At 71.6% G+C, this 16,510-nt stretch carries 12 protein-coding genes; 4 read left to right on the top strand and 8 right to left on the bottom strand.

Annotated features, from left to right (window positions below; translation table 11 throughout):
- Nucleotides 1-9: 9 nt before the first annotated feature.
- Nucleotides 10-1,365 carry a M16 family metallopeptidase gene (locus ACZ53N_RS00410; RefSeq protein WP_390154555.1) on the bottom strand — a complete coding sequence of 452 codons (1,356 nt, stop codon included), beginning with the start codon at nucleotides 1,363-1,365 and terminating at the stop codon, nucleotides 10-12.
- A 232-nt stretch (nucleotides 1,366-1,597) separates the two neighbouring features.
- Here ACZ53N_RS00410 and ACZ53N_RS00405 point away from each other — a divergent pair, with 232 nt between their 5' ends.
- Nucleotides 1,598-4,060 carry a DNA gyrase/topoisomerase IV subunit A gene (locus ACZ53N_RS00405; RefSeq protein WP_469138771.1) on the top strand — a complete coding sequence of 821 codons (2,463 nt, stop codon included), beginning with the start codon at nucleotides 1,598-1,600 and terminating at the stop codon, nucleotides 4,058-4,060.
- 8 nt (nucleotides 4,061-4,068) lie between these two features.
- Here ACZ53N_RS00405 and ACZ53N_RS00400 read toward each other — a convergent pair whose 3' ends face one another.
- A complete protein-coding gene (locus tag ACZ53N_RS00400; RefSeq protein ID WP_469139021.1) occupies nucleotides 4,069-5,205 on the bottom strand; it encodes a CobW family GTP-binding protein in 1,137 nt (378 codons plus the stop codon).
- A gap of 366 nt (nucleotides 5,206-5,571) precedes the next feature.
- Here ACZ53N_RS00400 and ACZ53N_RS00395 point away from each other — a divergent pair, with 366 nt between their 5' ends.
- Nucleotides 5,572-6,549 (top strand): sucrase ferredoxin, encoded by a 978-nt coding sequence (locus ACZ53N_RS00395; protein ID WP_469138770.1) that lies wholly within the window; start codon nucleotides 5,572-5,574, stop codon nucleotides 6,547-6,549.
- Here the strand turns inward: ACZ53N_RS00395 and ACZ53N_RS00390 are convergent.
- The 3 genes from ACZ53N_RS00390 to ACZ53N_RS00380 all read right to left on the bottom strand — a co-directional run bounded on the left by ACZ53N_RS00390 (nucleotide 6,533) and on the right by ACZ53N_RS00380 (nucleotide 9,417).
- Nucleotides 6,533-7,591, bottom strand: a complete 1,059-nt coding sequence (locus ACZ53N_RS00390) for an ABC transporter substrate-binding protein (RefSeq protein WP_469139020.1) — start codon at nucleotides 7,589-7,591, stop codon at nucleotides 6,533-6,535. The genes ACZ53N_RS00395 and ACZ53N_RS00390 overlap by 17 nt on opposite strands.
- 121 nt (nucleotides 7,592-7,712) lie before the next feature.
- Complete coding sequence (locus ACZ53N_RS00385; protein WP_469138769.1) at nucleotides 7,713-8,582, bottom strand: ABC transporter permease; 870 nt, start codon at nucleotides 8,580-8,582, stop codon at nucleotides 7,713-7,715.
- A complete protein-coding gene (locus ACZ53N_RS00380; RefSeq protein WP_469138768.1) occupies nucleotides 8,572-9,417 on the bottom strand; it encodes an ABC transporter ATP-binding protein in 846 nt (281 codons plus the stop codon). Before ACZ53N_RS00380 ends, ACZ53N_RS00385 begins: the two co-directional genes overlap by 11 nt.
- Nucleotides 9,418-9,701: 284 nt before the next feature.
- Between ACZ53N_RS00380 and ACZ53N_RS00375 the strand changes: the two genes are divergently transcribed.
- Nucleotides 9,702-11,333 carry a sensor histidine kinase gene (locus ACZ53N_RS00375; protein WP_469138767.1) on the top strand — a complete coding sequence of 544 codons (1,632 nt, stop codon included), beginning with the start codon at nucleotides 9,702-9,704 and terminating at the stop codon, nucleotides 11,331-11,333.
- Between the two features lie 56 nt (nucleotides 11,334-11,389).
- Nucleotides 11,390-12,067: a response regulator gene (locus ACZ53N_RS00370; protein ID WP_469138766.1), complete on the top strand. Its 678-nt coding sequence runs from the start codon at nucleotides 11,390-11,392 to the stop codon at nucleotides 12,065-12,067.
- A 23-nt stretch (nucleotides 12,068-12,090) separates the two neighbouring features.
- On the opposite strand, the gene ACZ53N_RS00365 is transcribed toward ACZ53N_RS00370, so the two are convergent.
- From ACZ53N_RS00365 to ACZ53N_RS00355, 3 genes are all read right to left on the bottom strand, one after another.
- Nucleotides 12,091-13,686 (bottom strand): solute symporter family protein, encoded by a 1,596-nt coding sequence (locus ACZ53N_RS00365; RefSeq protein ID WP_469138765.1) that lies wholly within the window; start codon nucleotides 13,684-13,686, stop codon nucleotides 12,091-12,093.
- Nucleotides 13,683-14,168, bottom strand: coding sequence for a DUF485 domain-containing protein (locus ACZ53N_RS00360; RefSeq protein WP_469138764.1), 486 nt, complete (start codon nucleotides 14,166-14,168; stop codon nucleotides 13,683-13,685). The genes ACZ53N_RS00365 and ACZ53N_RS00360 overlap by 4 nt, the downstream gene beginning before the upstream one ends.
- A gap of 203 nt (nucleotides 14,169-14,371) precedes the next feature.
- The gene (locus tag ACZ53N_RS00355) at nucleotides 14,372-16,492 is read right to left on the bottom strand and encodes a DNA gyrase/topoisomerase IV subunit B (protein ID WP_469138763.1); all 2,121 of its coding nucleotides are present in this window, start codon (nucleotides 16,490-16,492) and stop codon (nucleotides 14,372-14,374) included.
- Between the last annotated feature and the right edge of the window lie 18 nt (nucleotides 16,493-16,510).

Here is a 16,510-nt window from a genome sequence, read left to right as displayed (position 1 = left end):
CGGCGTCGCTCACTGGGCCGTCTCGCTTTCCGTTGCGTTTCCTGCGTTCTCGTCGGCCTCGGGGGCGGTCGGCTCGTACACCAGCACGGCGCGGTTGTCGGGGCGCAGCCGGGCCGCGGCGACCTCCCGCACCTCCTCGGCGGTGATGTCCAGGACCCGGTCGACCGCGCTGAGGGCGAGCTGCGGGTCACCGAACAGGACCGCGTAGCGGCACAGTTCGTCCGCGCGGCCGCTGACCGTGGCGAGCCGGTCCAGCCACTCGCGCTCCAGCTGGGCCTGGGCGCGCTCCATCTCCTCCGGGGTCGGCCCCTCGGCGGCGAAGCGGGCCAGCTCCTCGTCGACGGCGGACTCGATGTCGGGGACCTCGACGCCGCCGGACGTCTTGACGTCCAGCCAGCCGAGCGAGGGGGCGCCGGCGAGCCGCAGCAGGCCGAAGCCGGCGGCGACGGCGGTGCGGTCGTGGCGGACCAGGCGGTTGTGGAGCCGGGAGGACTCGCCGCCGCCGAGGACGGTGAGGGCGAGGTCGGCGGCGTCGGCCTCACGGGTGCCGTCGTGCGGCAGACGGTAGGCGGCCATCAGGGCGCGGGAGGGGACCTCCTCGCGCACGACCTCGCGCAGCTGCTCGCCGATGACGTCGGGAAGGCTGCCGTCGCGCGGCGGCTGCTTGCCGTCGTGGGCGGGGATGGAGCCGAAGTACTTCTCGATCCAGGCGAGCGTCTGCTCGGTGTCGATGTCGCCGACGACCGACAGGACGGCGTTGCCCGGCGCGTAGTACGTGCGGAAGAAGGCGCGCGCGTCCTCCAGGGAGGCGGCGTCCAGGTCGGCCATCGAGCCGATCGGGGTGTGGTGGTACGGGTGGCCGTCGGGGTAGGCCATGGCCGTCAGCTTCTCGAACGCGGTGCCGTAGGGCACGTTGTCGTAGCGCTGGCGGCGCTCGTTCTTGACGACGTCGCGCTGGTTCTCCATCGACTCCTCGTCGAGGGCGGTCAGCAGCGACCCCATCCGGTCGGCCTCGAGCCACAGGGCCAGCTCCACCTGGTGGGCCGGCATGGTCTCGAAATAATTGGTGCGCTCGAAGCTGGTGGTGCCATTGAGCGAGCCGCCCGCGCCCTGCACCAGCTCGAAGTGGCCGTTGCCCTTGACCTGCGCCGAGCCCTGGAACATGAGGTGCTCGAAGAGGTGGGCGAGGCCGGTGCGGCCCTTGACTTCGTGGCGCGAGCCGACGTCGTACCAGAGGCAGACCGCGGCGACCGGGGTCAGATGGTCCTCGGAGAGCACCACCCGCAGGCCGTTGGCCAGGCGGTGCTCGGTCGCTGTCAGGCCGCCGGTACCGGCCTGTTGCGTGGCCGTGTGACCCATGGGCATGTACGTCCCTTCGATCGCTGGAAAAATCCCGCGCCGCCTCACGGCGTCCGCCGCGGCGACTAGCGTGATGAACAGTTCTGTCACTGTATGCAAGCGCGCTGACATCTGGCGAAGTTCCCGTCACGGTGCGCTCTTACGGACGGGTCGCGGTCGGCGTTGTCAGTGGCGCGGTCCACAATGGTCGGCGTCAGACCCCCCACCTCGGCAATCGATCGAAGGAGCCGCAGCCGCGATGGCCCGCCGCAGCACGAAGACCCCGCCGCCGGACGACTTCGAGGAGCGCATCCTCGACATCGACGTCGTCGACGAGATGCAGGGCTCCTTCCTCGAGTACGCCTACTCGGTCATCTACTCGCGCGCTCTGCCCGATGCCCGGGACGGGCTCAAGCCCGTCCAGCGCCGCATCCTGTTCCAGATGAACGACATGGGGCTGCGCCCCGAGCGTTCGTATGTGAAGTGCGCCCGCGTCGTCGGCGAGGTGATGGGAAAGCTCCACCCGCACGGCGACGCGTCCATCTACGACGCCCTGGTCCGCATGGCACAGCCGTTCTCCATGCGGGTGCCGCTGGTCGACGGGCACGGCAACTTCGGTTCGCTGGGCAACGACGACCCGCCCGCCGCGATGCGGTACACCGAGGCCCGCATGGCGGCGACGACGTCGCTGATGACGGAGTCGATCGACGAGGACACCGTCGACTTCACGCCGAATTACGACGGCAGCGAGCAGGAGCCGGTGGCCCTCCCGGCCGCCTATCCGAACCTGCTGGTCAACGGCGCGACCGGCATCGCGGTCGGCATGGCGACGAACATGCCGCCGCACAATCTGGGCGAGGTCGTCGCCGCCGCCCGGCACCTGATCAAGCACCCGGGCGCCGACCTCGACACCCTGATGCGGTTCGTCCCGGGTCCGGACCTGCCCACGGGCGGCCGGATCGTCGGGCTGAGCGGCATCCGGGACGCCTACGAGACCGGCCGCGGCACCTTCAAGATCCGTGCGACCGTCGCCGTGGAGAATGTGACGGCCCGCCGCAAGGGCATCGTCGTGACCGAACTCCCCTTCACGGTGGGTCCGGAAAAGGTGATCGCCAAGATCAAGGACCTGGTCGGTTCGAAGAAGCTCCAGGGCATCGCCGACGTCAAGGACCTCACCGACCGCTCCCACGGTCTGCGCCTGGTCATCGAGGTGAAGAACGGCTTCAACCCGGAGGCCGTCCTCGAGCAGCTCTACAAGCTGACGCCGATGGAGGAGTCCTTCGGCATCAACAACGTCGCGCTGGTGGACGGCCAGCCGTTGACGCTGGGCCTCAAGGAGCTGCTGGAGGTCTATGTCGACCACCGCTTCGAGGTCGTGCGCCGTCGCAGCGAGTTCCGGCGCGGCAAGCGGCAGGACCGGCTGCACCTGGTCGAGGGCCTGCTGGTGGCCCTCATCGACATCGACGAGGTCATCCGAATCATTCGATCGAGTGAGAACGCGGCGCAGGCCAAGGAGTCACTCGTCGCGCGCTTCTCGCTCTCCGAGGTGCAGACCCAGTACATCCTCGACACCCCGCTGCGCCGTCTGACGAAGTTCGACCGCGTCGAGCTGGAGTCGGAGCGCGACCGGCTCACCACCGAGATCGAGGAGCTGACCCGGATCCTGGAGTCCGACGCCGAGCTGCGCAAGCTCGTCTCGGGCGAACTGGCGGACGTGGCGAAGAAGTTCGGCACCGACCGCCGCACGGTGCTGCTGCAGTCGGCGGGCTCGCCGGTCTCCGCGGTGCCGCTGGAGGTCGCGGACGACCCGTGCCGGGTCCTGCTGTCCTCGACCGGGCTGCTGGCCCGCACGGCCAGCGCCGAGCCGTTCGCGCACGAGAGCGACCACGGCGAGGTCAAGCGCGTCAAGCACGATGTGATCGTCTCGGCGGTCCCGGCCACCGCGCGGGCGGACGTGGGCGCGGTCACCTCGGCCGGGCGGCTGCTGCGGCTGCCTGTGATCGATCTGCCGCAGCTCCCGGAGACGGCGTCGGCACCGAATCTGTCGGGCGGCGCACCGGTCTCGGAGTTCCTGTCGCTGGAGGACGGCGAGCGGATCGTCTGCCTCACCACCTTGGACGAGTCCTCACCGGGGCTCGCGATCGGCACGGAGCAGGGCGTCGTCAAGCGCGTGGTCCCGGACTATCCGGCCAACAAGGACGAGCTGGAGGTCATCGGCCTCAAGGACGGTGACCGCGTCGTCGGCGCGGTGGAGCTGCGTACCGGCGAGGAGGACCTGGTCTTCATCACGGACGACGCCCAGTTGCTGCGCTATCCGGCCGGGCAGGTCCGGCCGCAGGGCCGGCCCGCGGGCGGCATGGCGGGGATCAAGCTCTCCGACGGGGCGAAGGTGATCTCCTTCACGGCCATCGACCCGGCGGGCGACGCCGTGGTGTTCACGGTGGCGGGTGCGCGCGGCACGCTGCTCGGCGCCTCGGAGACGACGGCGAAGATGACGCCGTTCGACCAGTACCCCCGCAAGGGGCGGGCCACGGGCGGCGTGCGCTGCCAGCGGTTCCTCAAGGGCGAGGACTGCCTGGTGCTGGCCTGGGCGGGCGCGTCGCCGGCCCGCGCCGCGAACGCGGCGGGAGCCCCCGCCGAGCTGCCGGACCTCGACCCGCGCCGCGACGGCTCCGGCGTGCCGCTGGTGAAGCCGGTGGCCGTCGTGGCGGGGCCGGTGTAGCGGCCGGTTCAGCCCTGCGCGTACCGCAGGACGCCCCACATGCCGTGCTCGTCGGCGGTGGCGGCGTCCTGCGGACCGGTCTCCCGGCAGGTCTCCAGCTCGCGCCGCAACGCCTCGGCATCGATGCCCGAGCCGATCAGCACCAACTGGGTGAGGCGCTGCGCGCCGCGCGCCCAGGGCGCCGGGTAGAAGCGCAGGAAGCGGCCGACGGCGTGCACGGCGTAGCGGTTGCGGGGGTCGGCCGCCCCGAAGTGGACGTAGCCCTTGATCCGGTAGAGCCCGTCGGGCCGGTTGTCGAGGAACGCCATGAGCCGGCGTGGGTTCATGGGTTCCTCGGCGGTGAAGGAGGCGCTGTCGTACGCGGCGTGCAGATGTGCCGCGTGGCGGTGACGGCCGTGGCAGTCGTGCCCGTCGTGGCAGTCGTGCGCGTGGTCCTCGCCGTCGGTGTCGTCACCGCCGTCGTAGAGGTCCTCGAAGGAGAGCTGGCCGATCGTCTCGGTCTTGGGCTTCCGGTCGAAGAACAGCTCCGGATCGACCCTGCCGTGCGAGGCGGGGATCACGGCTGTGCCGTCGCACAGTCCGCCGAGCGTCTCCCGCACCCGGCCCAGCTCCGCCTCGGACACCCGGTCGGCCTTGTTCAGCACGACGAGGTCGGCGAGGGCGACGTGCCGGTCGATCTCGGGATGCCGGTCCCTGGTGGCGTCGAACTCCGCCGCGTCGACGACCTCGACCAGCCCACCGTAGACGATGTGCGGGTTCTCGCTGGCGAGGATCATCCGGACCAGTTCCTGCGGCTCGGCCAGTCCGCTCGCCTCGATGACGATGACGTCCAGCCGGGCCGAGGGCCGGGTGAGCTTCTCCAGGAAGACGTCCAGCTCGCTCGCGTCGACGGCGCAGCACAGGCAGCCGTTGCCGAGGGAGACGGTGGAGTCGACCTGCCCGGCGATCGCCATGGCGTCGATCTCGATGGAGCCGAAGTCGTTGACGATCGCGCCGATCCGGGTGCCGCCGCTGTGCCGCAGCAGATGGTTGAGCAGGGTGGTCTTCCCGGAGCCCAGGAAGCCCGCGAGGACGACCACCGGGATCTGGGGCCCTGCGGGCCGGGCGGGACCACCGGATTCGGGGGACCCGATCGGGTGATCCATGCCGGCGTCGGCCGTGCTCTCGTCGTGGTCGGTGTTCTCGTCGTGGTCCGGGGCGTTCGCCGTGCTGTCCGTACTGGCCGTGCTGTTCAAGGGGGTGGCGCCTCCATCACGCGTAGGGAGCGGCGGTGTCCGGCTCCCGCGCCGGGCGACTGGTCCGTACGCGGTCCGGGCACCGTTCACCCGCCCCAGGATATGAGCGTGCGGGACGGTACGGGCGAGCCGGTCCGGCAGGCCCGTCCCCACCGGCCCTGGCGGCCCGCGGAGCCCTGTCCCGGCCGTGCGCGCGGGACGTCCCGGTGGTCGTATCGCGTCACCATGGGCGGGCCGTCGCGCAACCCCACACCGGGTCAGGTTAGGCTTACCTTTGTGAGCACGTGCGCTACCGCATCCCGCCTCCTGACCGAGCCGCTGGCCGGCACCGCCGCCACGGCGCCGACGTGGCTGCTGGTCGAGCAGCCCGGCCCGTGGGGCACGGACGCCCTCACCTCCAGCCACCTCGACCCCGTCGTCGGCCGGGCGCTCGGCGCCGCCGCCGAGGGCACCGGCGTGCGGATCGCGCTGATCCGCCGCCCCGGGCGCCACGCCGACTGCCACGAGGTGACCACCCAGCGGGTCTTCGTCGCCCACACCGCGCCGGGCCGCTCCTGGATCCGCACGACCGGCGTGATGGACCCCGCGCGGCTGACGGACCTGGACTTCGCCGCCCTCGGGGCGGGTGAGCACGGCGGGCTGTGGAAGCCCTACGCCGGGGACCCCCTCGCGCTGGTGTGCACCAACGGCAAGCGCGACCGCTGCTGCGCCCTGCTCGGCCGCCCCCTCGCCGCCGAGCTGACCGCGTCGGGCGGGCTGGAGGTCTGGGAGGTCACCCACATCGGCGGGCACCGGTTCGCGCCGACCCTCTTCGTCCTGCCCTACGGCTACGCGTACGGCCGGGCGACCGCGCACGGCGTCAAGAACGCCCTCGCGGCGGCCCGGGACGGCCGGATCGCGATCGAGGACTGCCGGGGCCGTTCGACCTGGGGACGCCCCGCCCAGGCGGCCGACCTGGCGGTGCGGGAGCTGACCGGCGAGGAGGGCGCGGACGCGCTGGACGTGGTGCGGACCGAGGGCGCCGCACCGCTGTGGTTCGTGACCGTCGCCCACACCGACGGCCGCGCCTGGCGGGTCACCGTCGAGCAGGGCGCCGCCGAGCCGCCGCGGCCGGAGAGCTGCGGCAGGGCGCTCGCCAGCCCGGCCCGGATGGACGTGCTGTCGATCGACCGGCTGTCCTCGTCCGACGCCGCGCTGTCCCCCGCGGCCCGTGCGGGCTCGCCGCGGACGCTGTCCGTCAGCCGGCCTTCCTGACGAACTCGGTGGTGTAGGTCTTCTCCAGGTCCACCGAGGCGTTCTTCAGACCGGGGTCGAAGGCCTTGAGGACCGTGTGGACGGTCCTCGGCCCGTCGGCGGGCATCACACCGTCCTTGGTGAACATCGGCAGCGTGCTCTCGATCGCGCGGACGTAGAGGTCCTTGCCGCCCTTGGCGTAGTCGGCGGGCATCTTGTCGGCGATCTCCTCGGGCGTGTGCGCGGCCATCCACCTGAGCGTCTTGACCATGGCGTTGGCGAGCTTCTGGACGGTCTCCTTGTGGCCCTCCACCCAACTGGTGTTCATGTAGAGGCTCGACGCGGGGTAGAGCCCGCCGAGCGCGGCCCGGGACCCCTCGGGGGTGCGCATGTCGACGAGAACCTTGCCGAGGCCCTTGGCGAGGACCTGCGCGACGGTCGGTTCGGTGGTCATGCCGCCGTCGATCGAGCCCCGTTGGAGCGCGGAGACGAACGTCTGGCCCGCGCCGACGGCCACCGGGGTGAACTCACTGACCTTCACCCCGTTCTTCACAGCCAGGTATTTCGTCAGGAAGTCGGTGGAGGAGCCGAGCCCGGTGACCCCGAGCTTGCGGCCCTTGAAGTCCCTGGGCGAGGTGACGTGGGCCGCGGCCTTCGTCGAGACGATCTCCACCTCCCCCGGCGTCCGGGCCAGTTGGACCACCGACTGCACCCGCTTGCCCTTGGCCTGGAGGTCGAGAGTGTGGTCGTAGAAGCCGACCACGCCCTGGACATCGCCGGAGACGAGCGCGGTGGTGGCCTGCACGCCCGCGGGCTCGCTCAGGAGCTTGACGGTCACTCCCTCGTCGTGGAAGTAGCCCAGGCGCTGGGTGAGCACCGCCGGCAGGTAGACGACCTTGTCCAGGCCGCCGACCATGATCTTCACGGTGTCGCCCTTGACCGCTTCGCTGCCCCCGCCCGCCTTGTCCGACGACGATTCGTCGGCACAGCCGGCCAGGGCGAGACACAGCGCCCCCGCGACAGCCGTCGCGGAGACTTTGGTGAGCTTGCCGAACGTACGCATCATCTGGTCCTTATGTCAGGAGTGACGGTCGTGGTGGGGGGACTCGGCGGGGAAGCCGTGGGGGGGACTGGAGAGCACTGGAGAGCAGGGGAAAGCCAGGGGAAACGGGTGGGGTGCAAAATCAGCGTTCGCCGCCCGGCGCGGCGGGCTTCCAGCGGAAGAGCCGCTTCTCGGCCAAGGTCAGCAGCCCCTCCGCGAGGAGCGCGACCACGGCGAGGATCACCATGGCCGCGTACACCCCGGCCGCGTTGAAGGTCCCCTGCGAGGCGGCGACGAGCAGTCCGAGCCCCTTGGTGGCGCCGATGTACTCGCCGACGATCGCGCCGATCAGCGCGAAGCCGAAGCTGATGTGCAGGCTGGTGAAAATCCAGGAGGTGGCGGAGGGGACGACGACCTGCCAGGTCACCCGGCGGTTGCTCGCGCCCAGGATCCGGGCGTTGGCGACGAGGTGGCGGTCCACCTCGCGCGCGCCCTGGAAGGCGTTGAAGAAGACGGGGAAGAACACCAGCACCACGGCCGAGGCGACCTTGGAGGCGGGGCCGAGGCCGAACCAGATCAGGAAGACCGGCGCGAGGACGATGCGCGGCAGGGCGTTGAGCACCTTGATGTACGGGCCGAGGACGTCGGCGAGGAACGGGACGCGGCCGAGCGTGATGCCGAGGACCACCCCGCAGGTCACGCCGATGACCCAGCCGAGGAGGGCCTCGTAGAGCGTGTAGCCGATCTGTTCGCCGAGCGAGCCCTGTGCGGTGCCGTGCGCCGCCCACTGCGCGATCTGGTCCCCGATCCTCGACGGCATGGAGAAGTTGAACGGGTCGATCACCTCGGTGCGGGCCAGCAGCTCCCAGGCGCCCAGCACGGCGGCGAGCAGCAGGGCCCGCGTGCCCTGGACCAGCAGGCCACGACGGCGGGCGGCACGTTCCCGGGCGCGCGGGCGCCCTCCCGCTCGGCGGTCCTCGGTCGCGGCGGCGGTGCGGGGGTCAGGCGGCACGGTTCCCCCGCTCGCGGGTGATGCGGACCTCTTCGCCGAGCGAGGACCAGATCTCGCGGTGGATCTCGACGAACCGCGCCTCCAGACGCACGGATTCGACCTCGCGGGGGCGGGGCAGGTTCACCGGGAAGACCGCCTTGACGGTGGCCGGGCCGGCGGTCATGACCACGACCCGGTCGGCCAGGGCGATCGCCTCCTCCAGGTCGTGGGTGACGAAGACGACGGAGGCGGGCGGCGTGGTCCGCCGCGGGACGGCCGAGCCGCCCCACAGCCGAAGCAGTTCGTCCGACACCAGGGCCCGGGTCTGGACGTCGAGGGCGGAGAACGGCTCGTCCATGAGCAGAATGCCGGGATCGCCGACGAAGGTCTGGGCGAGGGCGACGCGCTTGCGCTGACCGCCGGAGAGCTGGTGCGGATAGCGGTCCTCGAAAGCGGTGAGGCCCACGCGGGCGAGCCAGTCGCGGGCCCGTTCCCGCGCCCGCGCCTTCGCTACGCCGCGAAATCGCGGTCCGGCCATCACATTGGACAGGACCGTCCGCCAGGGGAAGACCGCGTCCTGCTGGAAGACGAAGCCGACCTCGGGCCGGGTCCCGATCACCGGCTCGCCGGCGATCAGCACGTCCCCGTCGGTCGGCTCCTCCAGCCCGCTGATCAGGGTGAGGGCGGTGGACTTGCCGCATCCGGTCGGTCCCACGACCGCCACGAACTCGCCCTGCGCGACGACGAGGTCGAGATCGCGTACGGCCGGGTGCGCGCCGCCCGACGGGGTGCGGAACACCTTGCTCACACCCCGCAGCTCGATCGCCGGGGCATCGCCCGGGCTGCCGCTGTCCATCCGTCCGCCTCCGCCGTCGGCTCCTCCTTCCCGCGGTCACGGGCGGGGCCGGCACGGGCTGGAGGGTAGGTGTGGCGTGCGACACAGGGGAGGCTTATGAGCACTCTGGGACTTGAGAGCACAAACCCTGTTCTGCTCATTTTGCTCGCGCTACGCAACGAATGCGACACGGGGGCTGGGCCGGGGGGCGGGGTCCCGCTACGTTCGACGCGGCCGCCGGTTCAGACCGCTGAAGCCGCAATGCCGTGCTCCGCTTCGGGGCGACGAACACGAAAGGTACAGACATGCGCCCCCGGTGGCCCCGCCGCGTCTTCGCCCAGGTCCTCTTCGTCCAACTGCTGCTCACCACCGGCGTCACCACGCTCGCCGCGGGCCTCTTCCTCGCCCCGCTCGGCTCCCAGCTGGACGACCAGGCCGAGCACCGGGCGCTGGCCATCGCACAGACCACCGCCGCCCAGCCCGGCCTCGCCCGCGATCTGCTGGCCCATCGGCCGGCCCCCGGCGGTCCGGTGCAGGCCGGGGCCGAGCGCGTCCGGCGGGCCACCGGCGCGAGCTACGTCGTGGTGGTCGACAACCGGGGCATCCGCTACTCCCACACCACCCCCTCGGAGATCGGCCGGCACGTCAGCACCGATCCGGGGCCGGCCCTGACCGGGCGGGAGTGGACGGGCATCGAGCGCGGCACCCTCGGCCGCTCCGCGCGCGGCAAGGTGCCGCTGCGCGACCAGAGGGGCGACATCGTCGGCGCCGTCTCCGTGGGCATCGCCTACGGCAGCGTGCGCGCGCTGCTGCTGGACGCCGTGCCCGGTGTGCTGATGTACGCGGGCGCCGCGCTCGGCGTGGGCGCGCTGGCCGCCTGCGCCGTCTCCTGGCGGCTGCGCAAGCGCACACGCGGCATCGAGCTCTCCGAGATATCCGCCCTGCTCGACGAGCGCGAGGCCATGCTGCACGGCATCCGCGAAGGAGTGCTCGCCCTCGACCGGCGCGGCCGGGTGCGGCTGGTCAACGACGAGGCGCAGCGCCTGCTCGGGCTCGGTCCGGAGGCCACCGGACGCCCGCTCGACGACGTCCTGCCGCCCGGCCGGACCACCGATGTGCTGGCCGGCCGGGTCGCGGGTGCGGACCTGCTCGCCGTCCGGGACGGCCGGGTCCTGGTCGCCAACCGGATGGACACGGCCGACGGCGGCGCGGTGGTGACGCTGCGCGACCGCACCGAGCTGGAGCTCCTCGGCCGGGAGCTGGACGGCATCCGGGGACTGACCGAGGCGCTGCGCGCCCAGGACCACGAGCACGCCAACCAGCTGCACACCATCGTCGGACTGCTGGAACTGGGCCTGTACGAGCAGGCCGTGGCGTTCGTCGCGGAGGTCAGCGGCGCACACCGGGCCACGGCCGAACAGGTCACCGAGCGGGTGCGCGAGCCGATGGTCAGCGCCCTGCTGGTGGGCAAGAGCGCGGTCGCGGCGGAGCGGGGGGTGGCGCTGCGGGTGAGCGAGGCGACGCACCTGCCCCACCGCGTGGTGGATTCACGGGACCTGGTCACCGTGCTCGGCAATCTCGTGGACAACGCCCTGGACGCCGCCGGGACCGTGCGCGGCGGCACGACCGACGGGCGGCCCGAGGCCGAGCCCTTCGTGGAGGTGGAACTGCGGGCGGAGGGCTCCACGGTCGTTCTTCGGGTCTCGGACAACGGCCCGGGCGTCCCCGAAGGGGCCGCGGAGCTGGTCTTCACCGACGGCTGGTCCACCAAGGAGCCCCCCGCGCACCGCCGCCGCGGCCTCGGCCTCTCGCTCGTACGGCGGCTGGCCGAGCGGTACGGCGGCTCGGCGCGGGTGGGCGAACGGGACGGCGGCGGGGCGGTGTTCACGGTGGAGCTGCCGGAGGCGTTGCGGGAACTCAAGGGAGCGAAGCGGTGAGCACAGTGACCGCGGCGACGGGGACACACGGACGAGAAGAGCGAAGGGGTGAACCAGTGATCGAAGTCCTGGTCGTGGACGACGACTTCCGTGTCGCCGAGATCAACGCCGCGTATGTCGCGCGCGTTCCCGGCTTCCATGTCGTGGCCAAGGCCCATAACGCGGCACAGGCCCTGGCCATGCTGGAGAGCGGTGGCATCGACCTTGTGCTGCTGGACCACTATCTGCCGGACGAGACGGGGCTCTCGCTGGTCCGCCGGATGCGGCAACACGGCCACCTCACCGATGTGATCATGGTGACCGCCGCCCGCGACATCGCGACCGTGCAGACGGCGATGCGCTACGGCGCCCTGCAGTACCTGGTCAAGCCGTTCGCCTTCCCGGCCCTGCGGGTGAAGCTGGAGGCGTACGCACAGCTGCGCCGGACCCTCGACGACGCCGAGGAGGCGGGGCAGGACCAGGTCGACCGGATCTTCGGCACGCTGCGCACCGCCGCGACCGCCGCTCCCCTGCCCAAGGGCCAGTCCGCGCCGACCGCCGAGCTGATCCGCCGGGTGCTCTCGGCCGCGGCGTGCCCCCTGTCGGCGCACGAGGTCGCGGAGCGCTCGGGGCTCAGCCGCTCGACGGCACAGCGCTATCTCAAACGGCTGGAGGAGTCCGGCAGGCTCAGTCTCACCCTCCGGTACGGCGAGACGGGCCGCCCGGAGCACCGTTACGCGTGGGCGGCCCGCTGACCCTCTGCCTGCCCGACGCGCGCTCAGGCCGCCCCGGCGCCCGTCAGTGAGCGCACCTCGGCCTCGGCGTGGCCCGCCTCGTCGGCGGGCTCGGGAGAGGAGAGGGTGCCGAGCCAGCCGGCCAGGAAACCGAGCGGCACGGACACCAGGCCCGGGTTCTCCAGCGGGAACAGGGCGAAGTCGAGCCCGGGGAAGACCGCCCCCGGGCCGCCGGAGACGACCGGGGAGAGCACGACGAGCGCCAGGGCGGGGACCAGGCCCCCGTAGACGGACCAGACGGCGCCGCGCGTGGTGAACCGCCGCCAGAAGAGCGAATAGAGCAGCACCGGAAGGTTTGCGGAGGCGGCCACGGCAAAGGCCAGACCCACCAGGAACGCCACGTTGAGGTTCTGGGCGAGCAGCCCGAGGCCGATGGCGACCGCGCCGGTGACGACCGCCGCGACACGTGCGACCGCGACCTCGCCGCGCGCCTTGCGGCCCGTCCGGCGGCTGAGCGTGGCGTAGAGGTCGTGGGCGACGGACGCGGAGGAGGCGAGGGTGACCCCGGCGACGACCGCGAGGATGGTGGCGAAGGCGACGGCCGCGACGATGGCGAAGAGGATCGTTCCGCCGGTGGAGCCCGCACCGCCGCCGAGGTCGAGGGCGAGCAGCGGTACGGCCGTGTTCCCGGACGGGCCGGCGGCGCGCACGGCGTCGGTGCCGAGTACGGCCGCGGCTCCGAAGCCGAGGACGATCGTCATCAGATAGAAGCCGCCGATGAGGCCGATCGACCAGACGACCGACCGGCGGGCGGCGCGGGCCGTCGGCACGGTGGCGAAGCGGGAGAGGATGTGCGGGAGCCCGGCGGTGCCGAGGACCAGGGCGAGGCCGAGGCTGATGAAGTCCAGTCGCGCCGTCCAGTCACCGCCGTATTTCAAACCCGGCGCGAGGAAGTTCCTGCCGTGACCGCTGCGGTCGGCGGCTGTGGTGAGCAGGGCCGAGAGGTCGCCGTGGAAGCGGATCAGCACGAGCGTGGTCAGCGCGATCGTGCCGCCCATCAGCAGGACGGCCTTGACGATCTGGATCCAGGTGGTGGCCCGCATGCCGCCGAGGGTGACGTAGAGGACCATCAGGGCACCGACGCCGATGACCGTCCAGGTGCGGGCCCGGCCGCCCGGGCCGCCCAGCAGCAGCGCCATCAGGCTGCCGGCCCCGACCATCTGGGCGACCAGGTAGACGACCGAGACGGTGACGGAGGCGATGCCCGCGGCCGTCCTGACCCGCGGTTCGCCCATCCGGGCGGCCAGGACGTCGGCGAGGGTGAACCGGCCGCAGTTGCGGACGAGTTCGGCGACGAGGAACAGCACGACGAGCCAGGCGACGAGAAAGCCGACGCAGTAGAGCATGCCGTCGTAGCCGTAGAGGGCGATGAGCCCGGAGATCCCGAGGAAGGAGGCGGCGGACATGTAGTCACCGGCGATGGCGAAACCGTTCTCCATGGGGGAGAACATCCGCCCGCCCGCGTAGAACTCCTCGGGTGAGCCCCGCCGGACCCGCCCGGCCCAGGCGCTGATGGCGAGGGTGACCGCGACGACGACGCTGAACAGGACCAACGCCAGGCCCTGATGCGTGCCGGTCAACGTGTTTCCCCCCGGGTCGGCGGGACCCGGCCGCCCGCCCGCGCCGGGCCCTGCCGGGTCTCCAGCGCGACCGCCCAGCGCAGCTCCAGGGCCGCCGGGTCGCGGCGCAGCCGGGCGTGCCGGGCGTAGGCCCAGGTGAGGAGGAAGGTGGTGGCGAACTGGCCGAGCCCGAGGAGCATCGCGACGTTGAGCGCGCCGGCCACGGGCCGGGCCATCAGCCCCGGGGCGGTGATCGCCAACACCAGGTAACCGAGGTACCAGCCGAGGAAGGCGACGGTCACGGGGAAGGCGAACCCGCGGTAGCGGTCGCGCACTTCACGGAAGGCGGCGCTGCGCTGGACCTCCCGGTAGACGCCCGAGGGGTCGCGGGCGTCATGGGGCGCGGGCGGCTCGCCCGAACCTCGCGGCCCATGCGACGCGCACGGCGTGGGGTCACCCTTCAGGCGAACCGTTCCGGCATCGCTTTCGTCGTCGTTCTCCACCGAACTCTCCTTGGTCGCCGCCCTCGTTGGCCGGGGCCCAAGAATGGTCAGAACAGGGAGATCCGGATCCCCTCAATACCCGGACGTTCACCCCATCAGGTGATGGAGACACCACGTGACGCGCCTCCGGCCGGAGAAAGGATCTCCGGCCGGAGGCGCGGGGGCTCACGTGCTGCCTGGGCCAGGCCTGGATCAGACCTGGGTCAGGCGTCGATGCGCGAGCGGTCCAGGGTGGCGGCGGAGTTGGTGATGAACTCCTTGCGCGGCGCGACCTCATTGCCCATCAGCAGGTCGAAGGCGCGCTCGGCCGCCTCCAGGTCGCTGATGTTGATCCGGCGCAGGGTGCGGTGGCGCGGGTCCATCGTGGTCTCCGCGAGCTGGTCGGCGTCCATCTCACCGAGTCCCTTGTAGCGCTGGATGCCGTCCTTGTACGGCACCTTCTTGCGGTCCAGGTCCATCAGCGTCTGGCGCAGCTCGCTGTCGGAGTAGGTGTAGATGTACTTGTCCTGCCCCTTCTTGGGGCGGGTCAGCTCGATCCGGTGCAGCGGGGGAACGGCCGAGAAGACCCGGCCCTCCTCGACCATCGGCCGCATGTAGCGCTGGAAGAGCGTGAGCAGCAGACAGCGGATGTGCGCGCCGTCGACATCGGCGTCGGCAAGGAAGATGACCTTCCCGTACCGCGCGGCGTCGATGTCGAAGGTCCGGCCGGACCCGGCTCCTATCACCTGGATGATCGCGCCGCACTCGGCGTTCTTGAGCATGTCGGAGACCGACGACTTCTGGACATTGAGGATCTTGCCGCGGATCGGCAGCAAGGCCTGGAATTCGGAGTTCCGGGCCAGCTTGGCCGTGCCCAGCGCCGAGTCGCCCTCGACGATGAACAGCTCGCTGCGCCCGACGTCGTCACTGCGGCAGTCGGCGAGCTTGGCCGGCAGCGAGGAGGACTCCAAGGCGGTCTTCCGCCGCTGGGCCTCCTTGTGCTGCCGGGCCGCGATGCGGGTGCGGGCCGCGGCGACGATCTTCTCCAGGACGGCGCGCGCCTGCTGCTTGGCATCGCGCTTGGTGGAGGCCAGGAACGCCTTGAGCTCCTTGGCGACCACGTTCGCCACGATCCGCGAGGCGGCCGAGGTCCCCAGGACCTCCTTGGTCTGCCCCTCGAACTGCGGCTCGGCCAACCGGACGGTCACGACCGCAGTGAGCCCCTCCATGGCGTCGTCCTTGACGACGTCGTCCTCGGCGACCCGCAGCAGCTTCGACGAGCGCAGGACCTCGTTGACGGTCTTGGCGATCGAGCGCTCGAATCCGGCCACATGCGTGCCGCCCTTGGGGGTGGCGATGATGTTGACGAAGGACTTCACGTTCGACTCGTAGCCGGTGCCCCAGCGCAGGGCGATGTCCACCCCGAGCTCACGGGTGACCTCGGTGGGGGTCATGTGGCCGCGGTCGTCGAGGACCGGCACGGTCTCCTTGAAGGTGCCCTGCCCGGTCAGCCGGAGCACGTCGCAGACGGCCTTGTCCTGCGCGAGGTACTCGCAGAACTCGCTGATGCCCCCGTCGTAGCGGAAGGTCTCCTCGGTGGCGGTCTCGCTCTCGATCCCCCGCTCGTCGCGGACGACGATGGTCAGCCCCGGCACGAGGAACGCGGTCTGCCGGGCCCGCCCGTAGAGGTTCTCCAGGGAGAGCTTGGCGTCCTTGAGGAAGATCTGGCGGTCGGCCCAGTAGCGGACCCGGGTGCCGGTGCGGGTCTTGGGGACCTTCTTGCCCTTGAGGAGGCCGTTGGCCGGGTCGAAGGGCGCGTCCGGACCGGACTCGGTGAAGATGCCGGGGACGCCGCGCCGGAAGCTGATCGCGTGCGTTCTGCTGTTGCGGTCGACCTCGACGTCCAGGCGGGCGGAGAGCGCGTTGACGACGGACGCGCCGACGCCGTGCAGACCGCCGGAGGCCGCGTACGAGCCGCCGCCGAACTTTCCGCCGGCGTGCAGCTTGGTCATCACGACCTCGACGCCGGACAGCCCGGTCTTGGGCTCGACGTCCACGGGGATGCCACGGCCGTTGTCCCGGACCTCCACCGAGCCGTCCTCGTGGAGGATCACCTCGATGCGGTCGCAGTATCCGCCGAGCGCCTCATCGACGGAGTTGTCGATGATTTCCCAGAGGCAGTGCATCAAACCGCGACTGTCGGTGGAGCCGATATACATTCCGGGGCGCTTGCGGACGGCTTCGAGACCCTCGAGGACGAGCAGGTGCCGCGCGGTGTAGTTGGATCCGTCCCGGTCTGCCCCGGTCAGCAACGCAGTGGACGGCACGGACGTTTCGGCGGTCACGCGGTTCGCTCCTCGCTG

It is taken from the genome of Streptomyces sp. NPDC033229, assembly GCF_055576875.1.
This window is presented reverse-complemented; position numbering and strand designations above follow the sequence as displayed.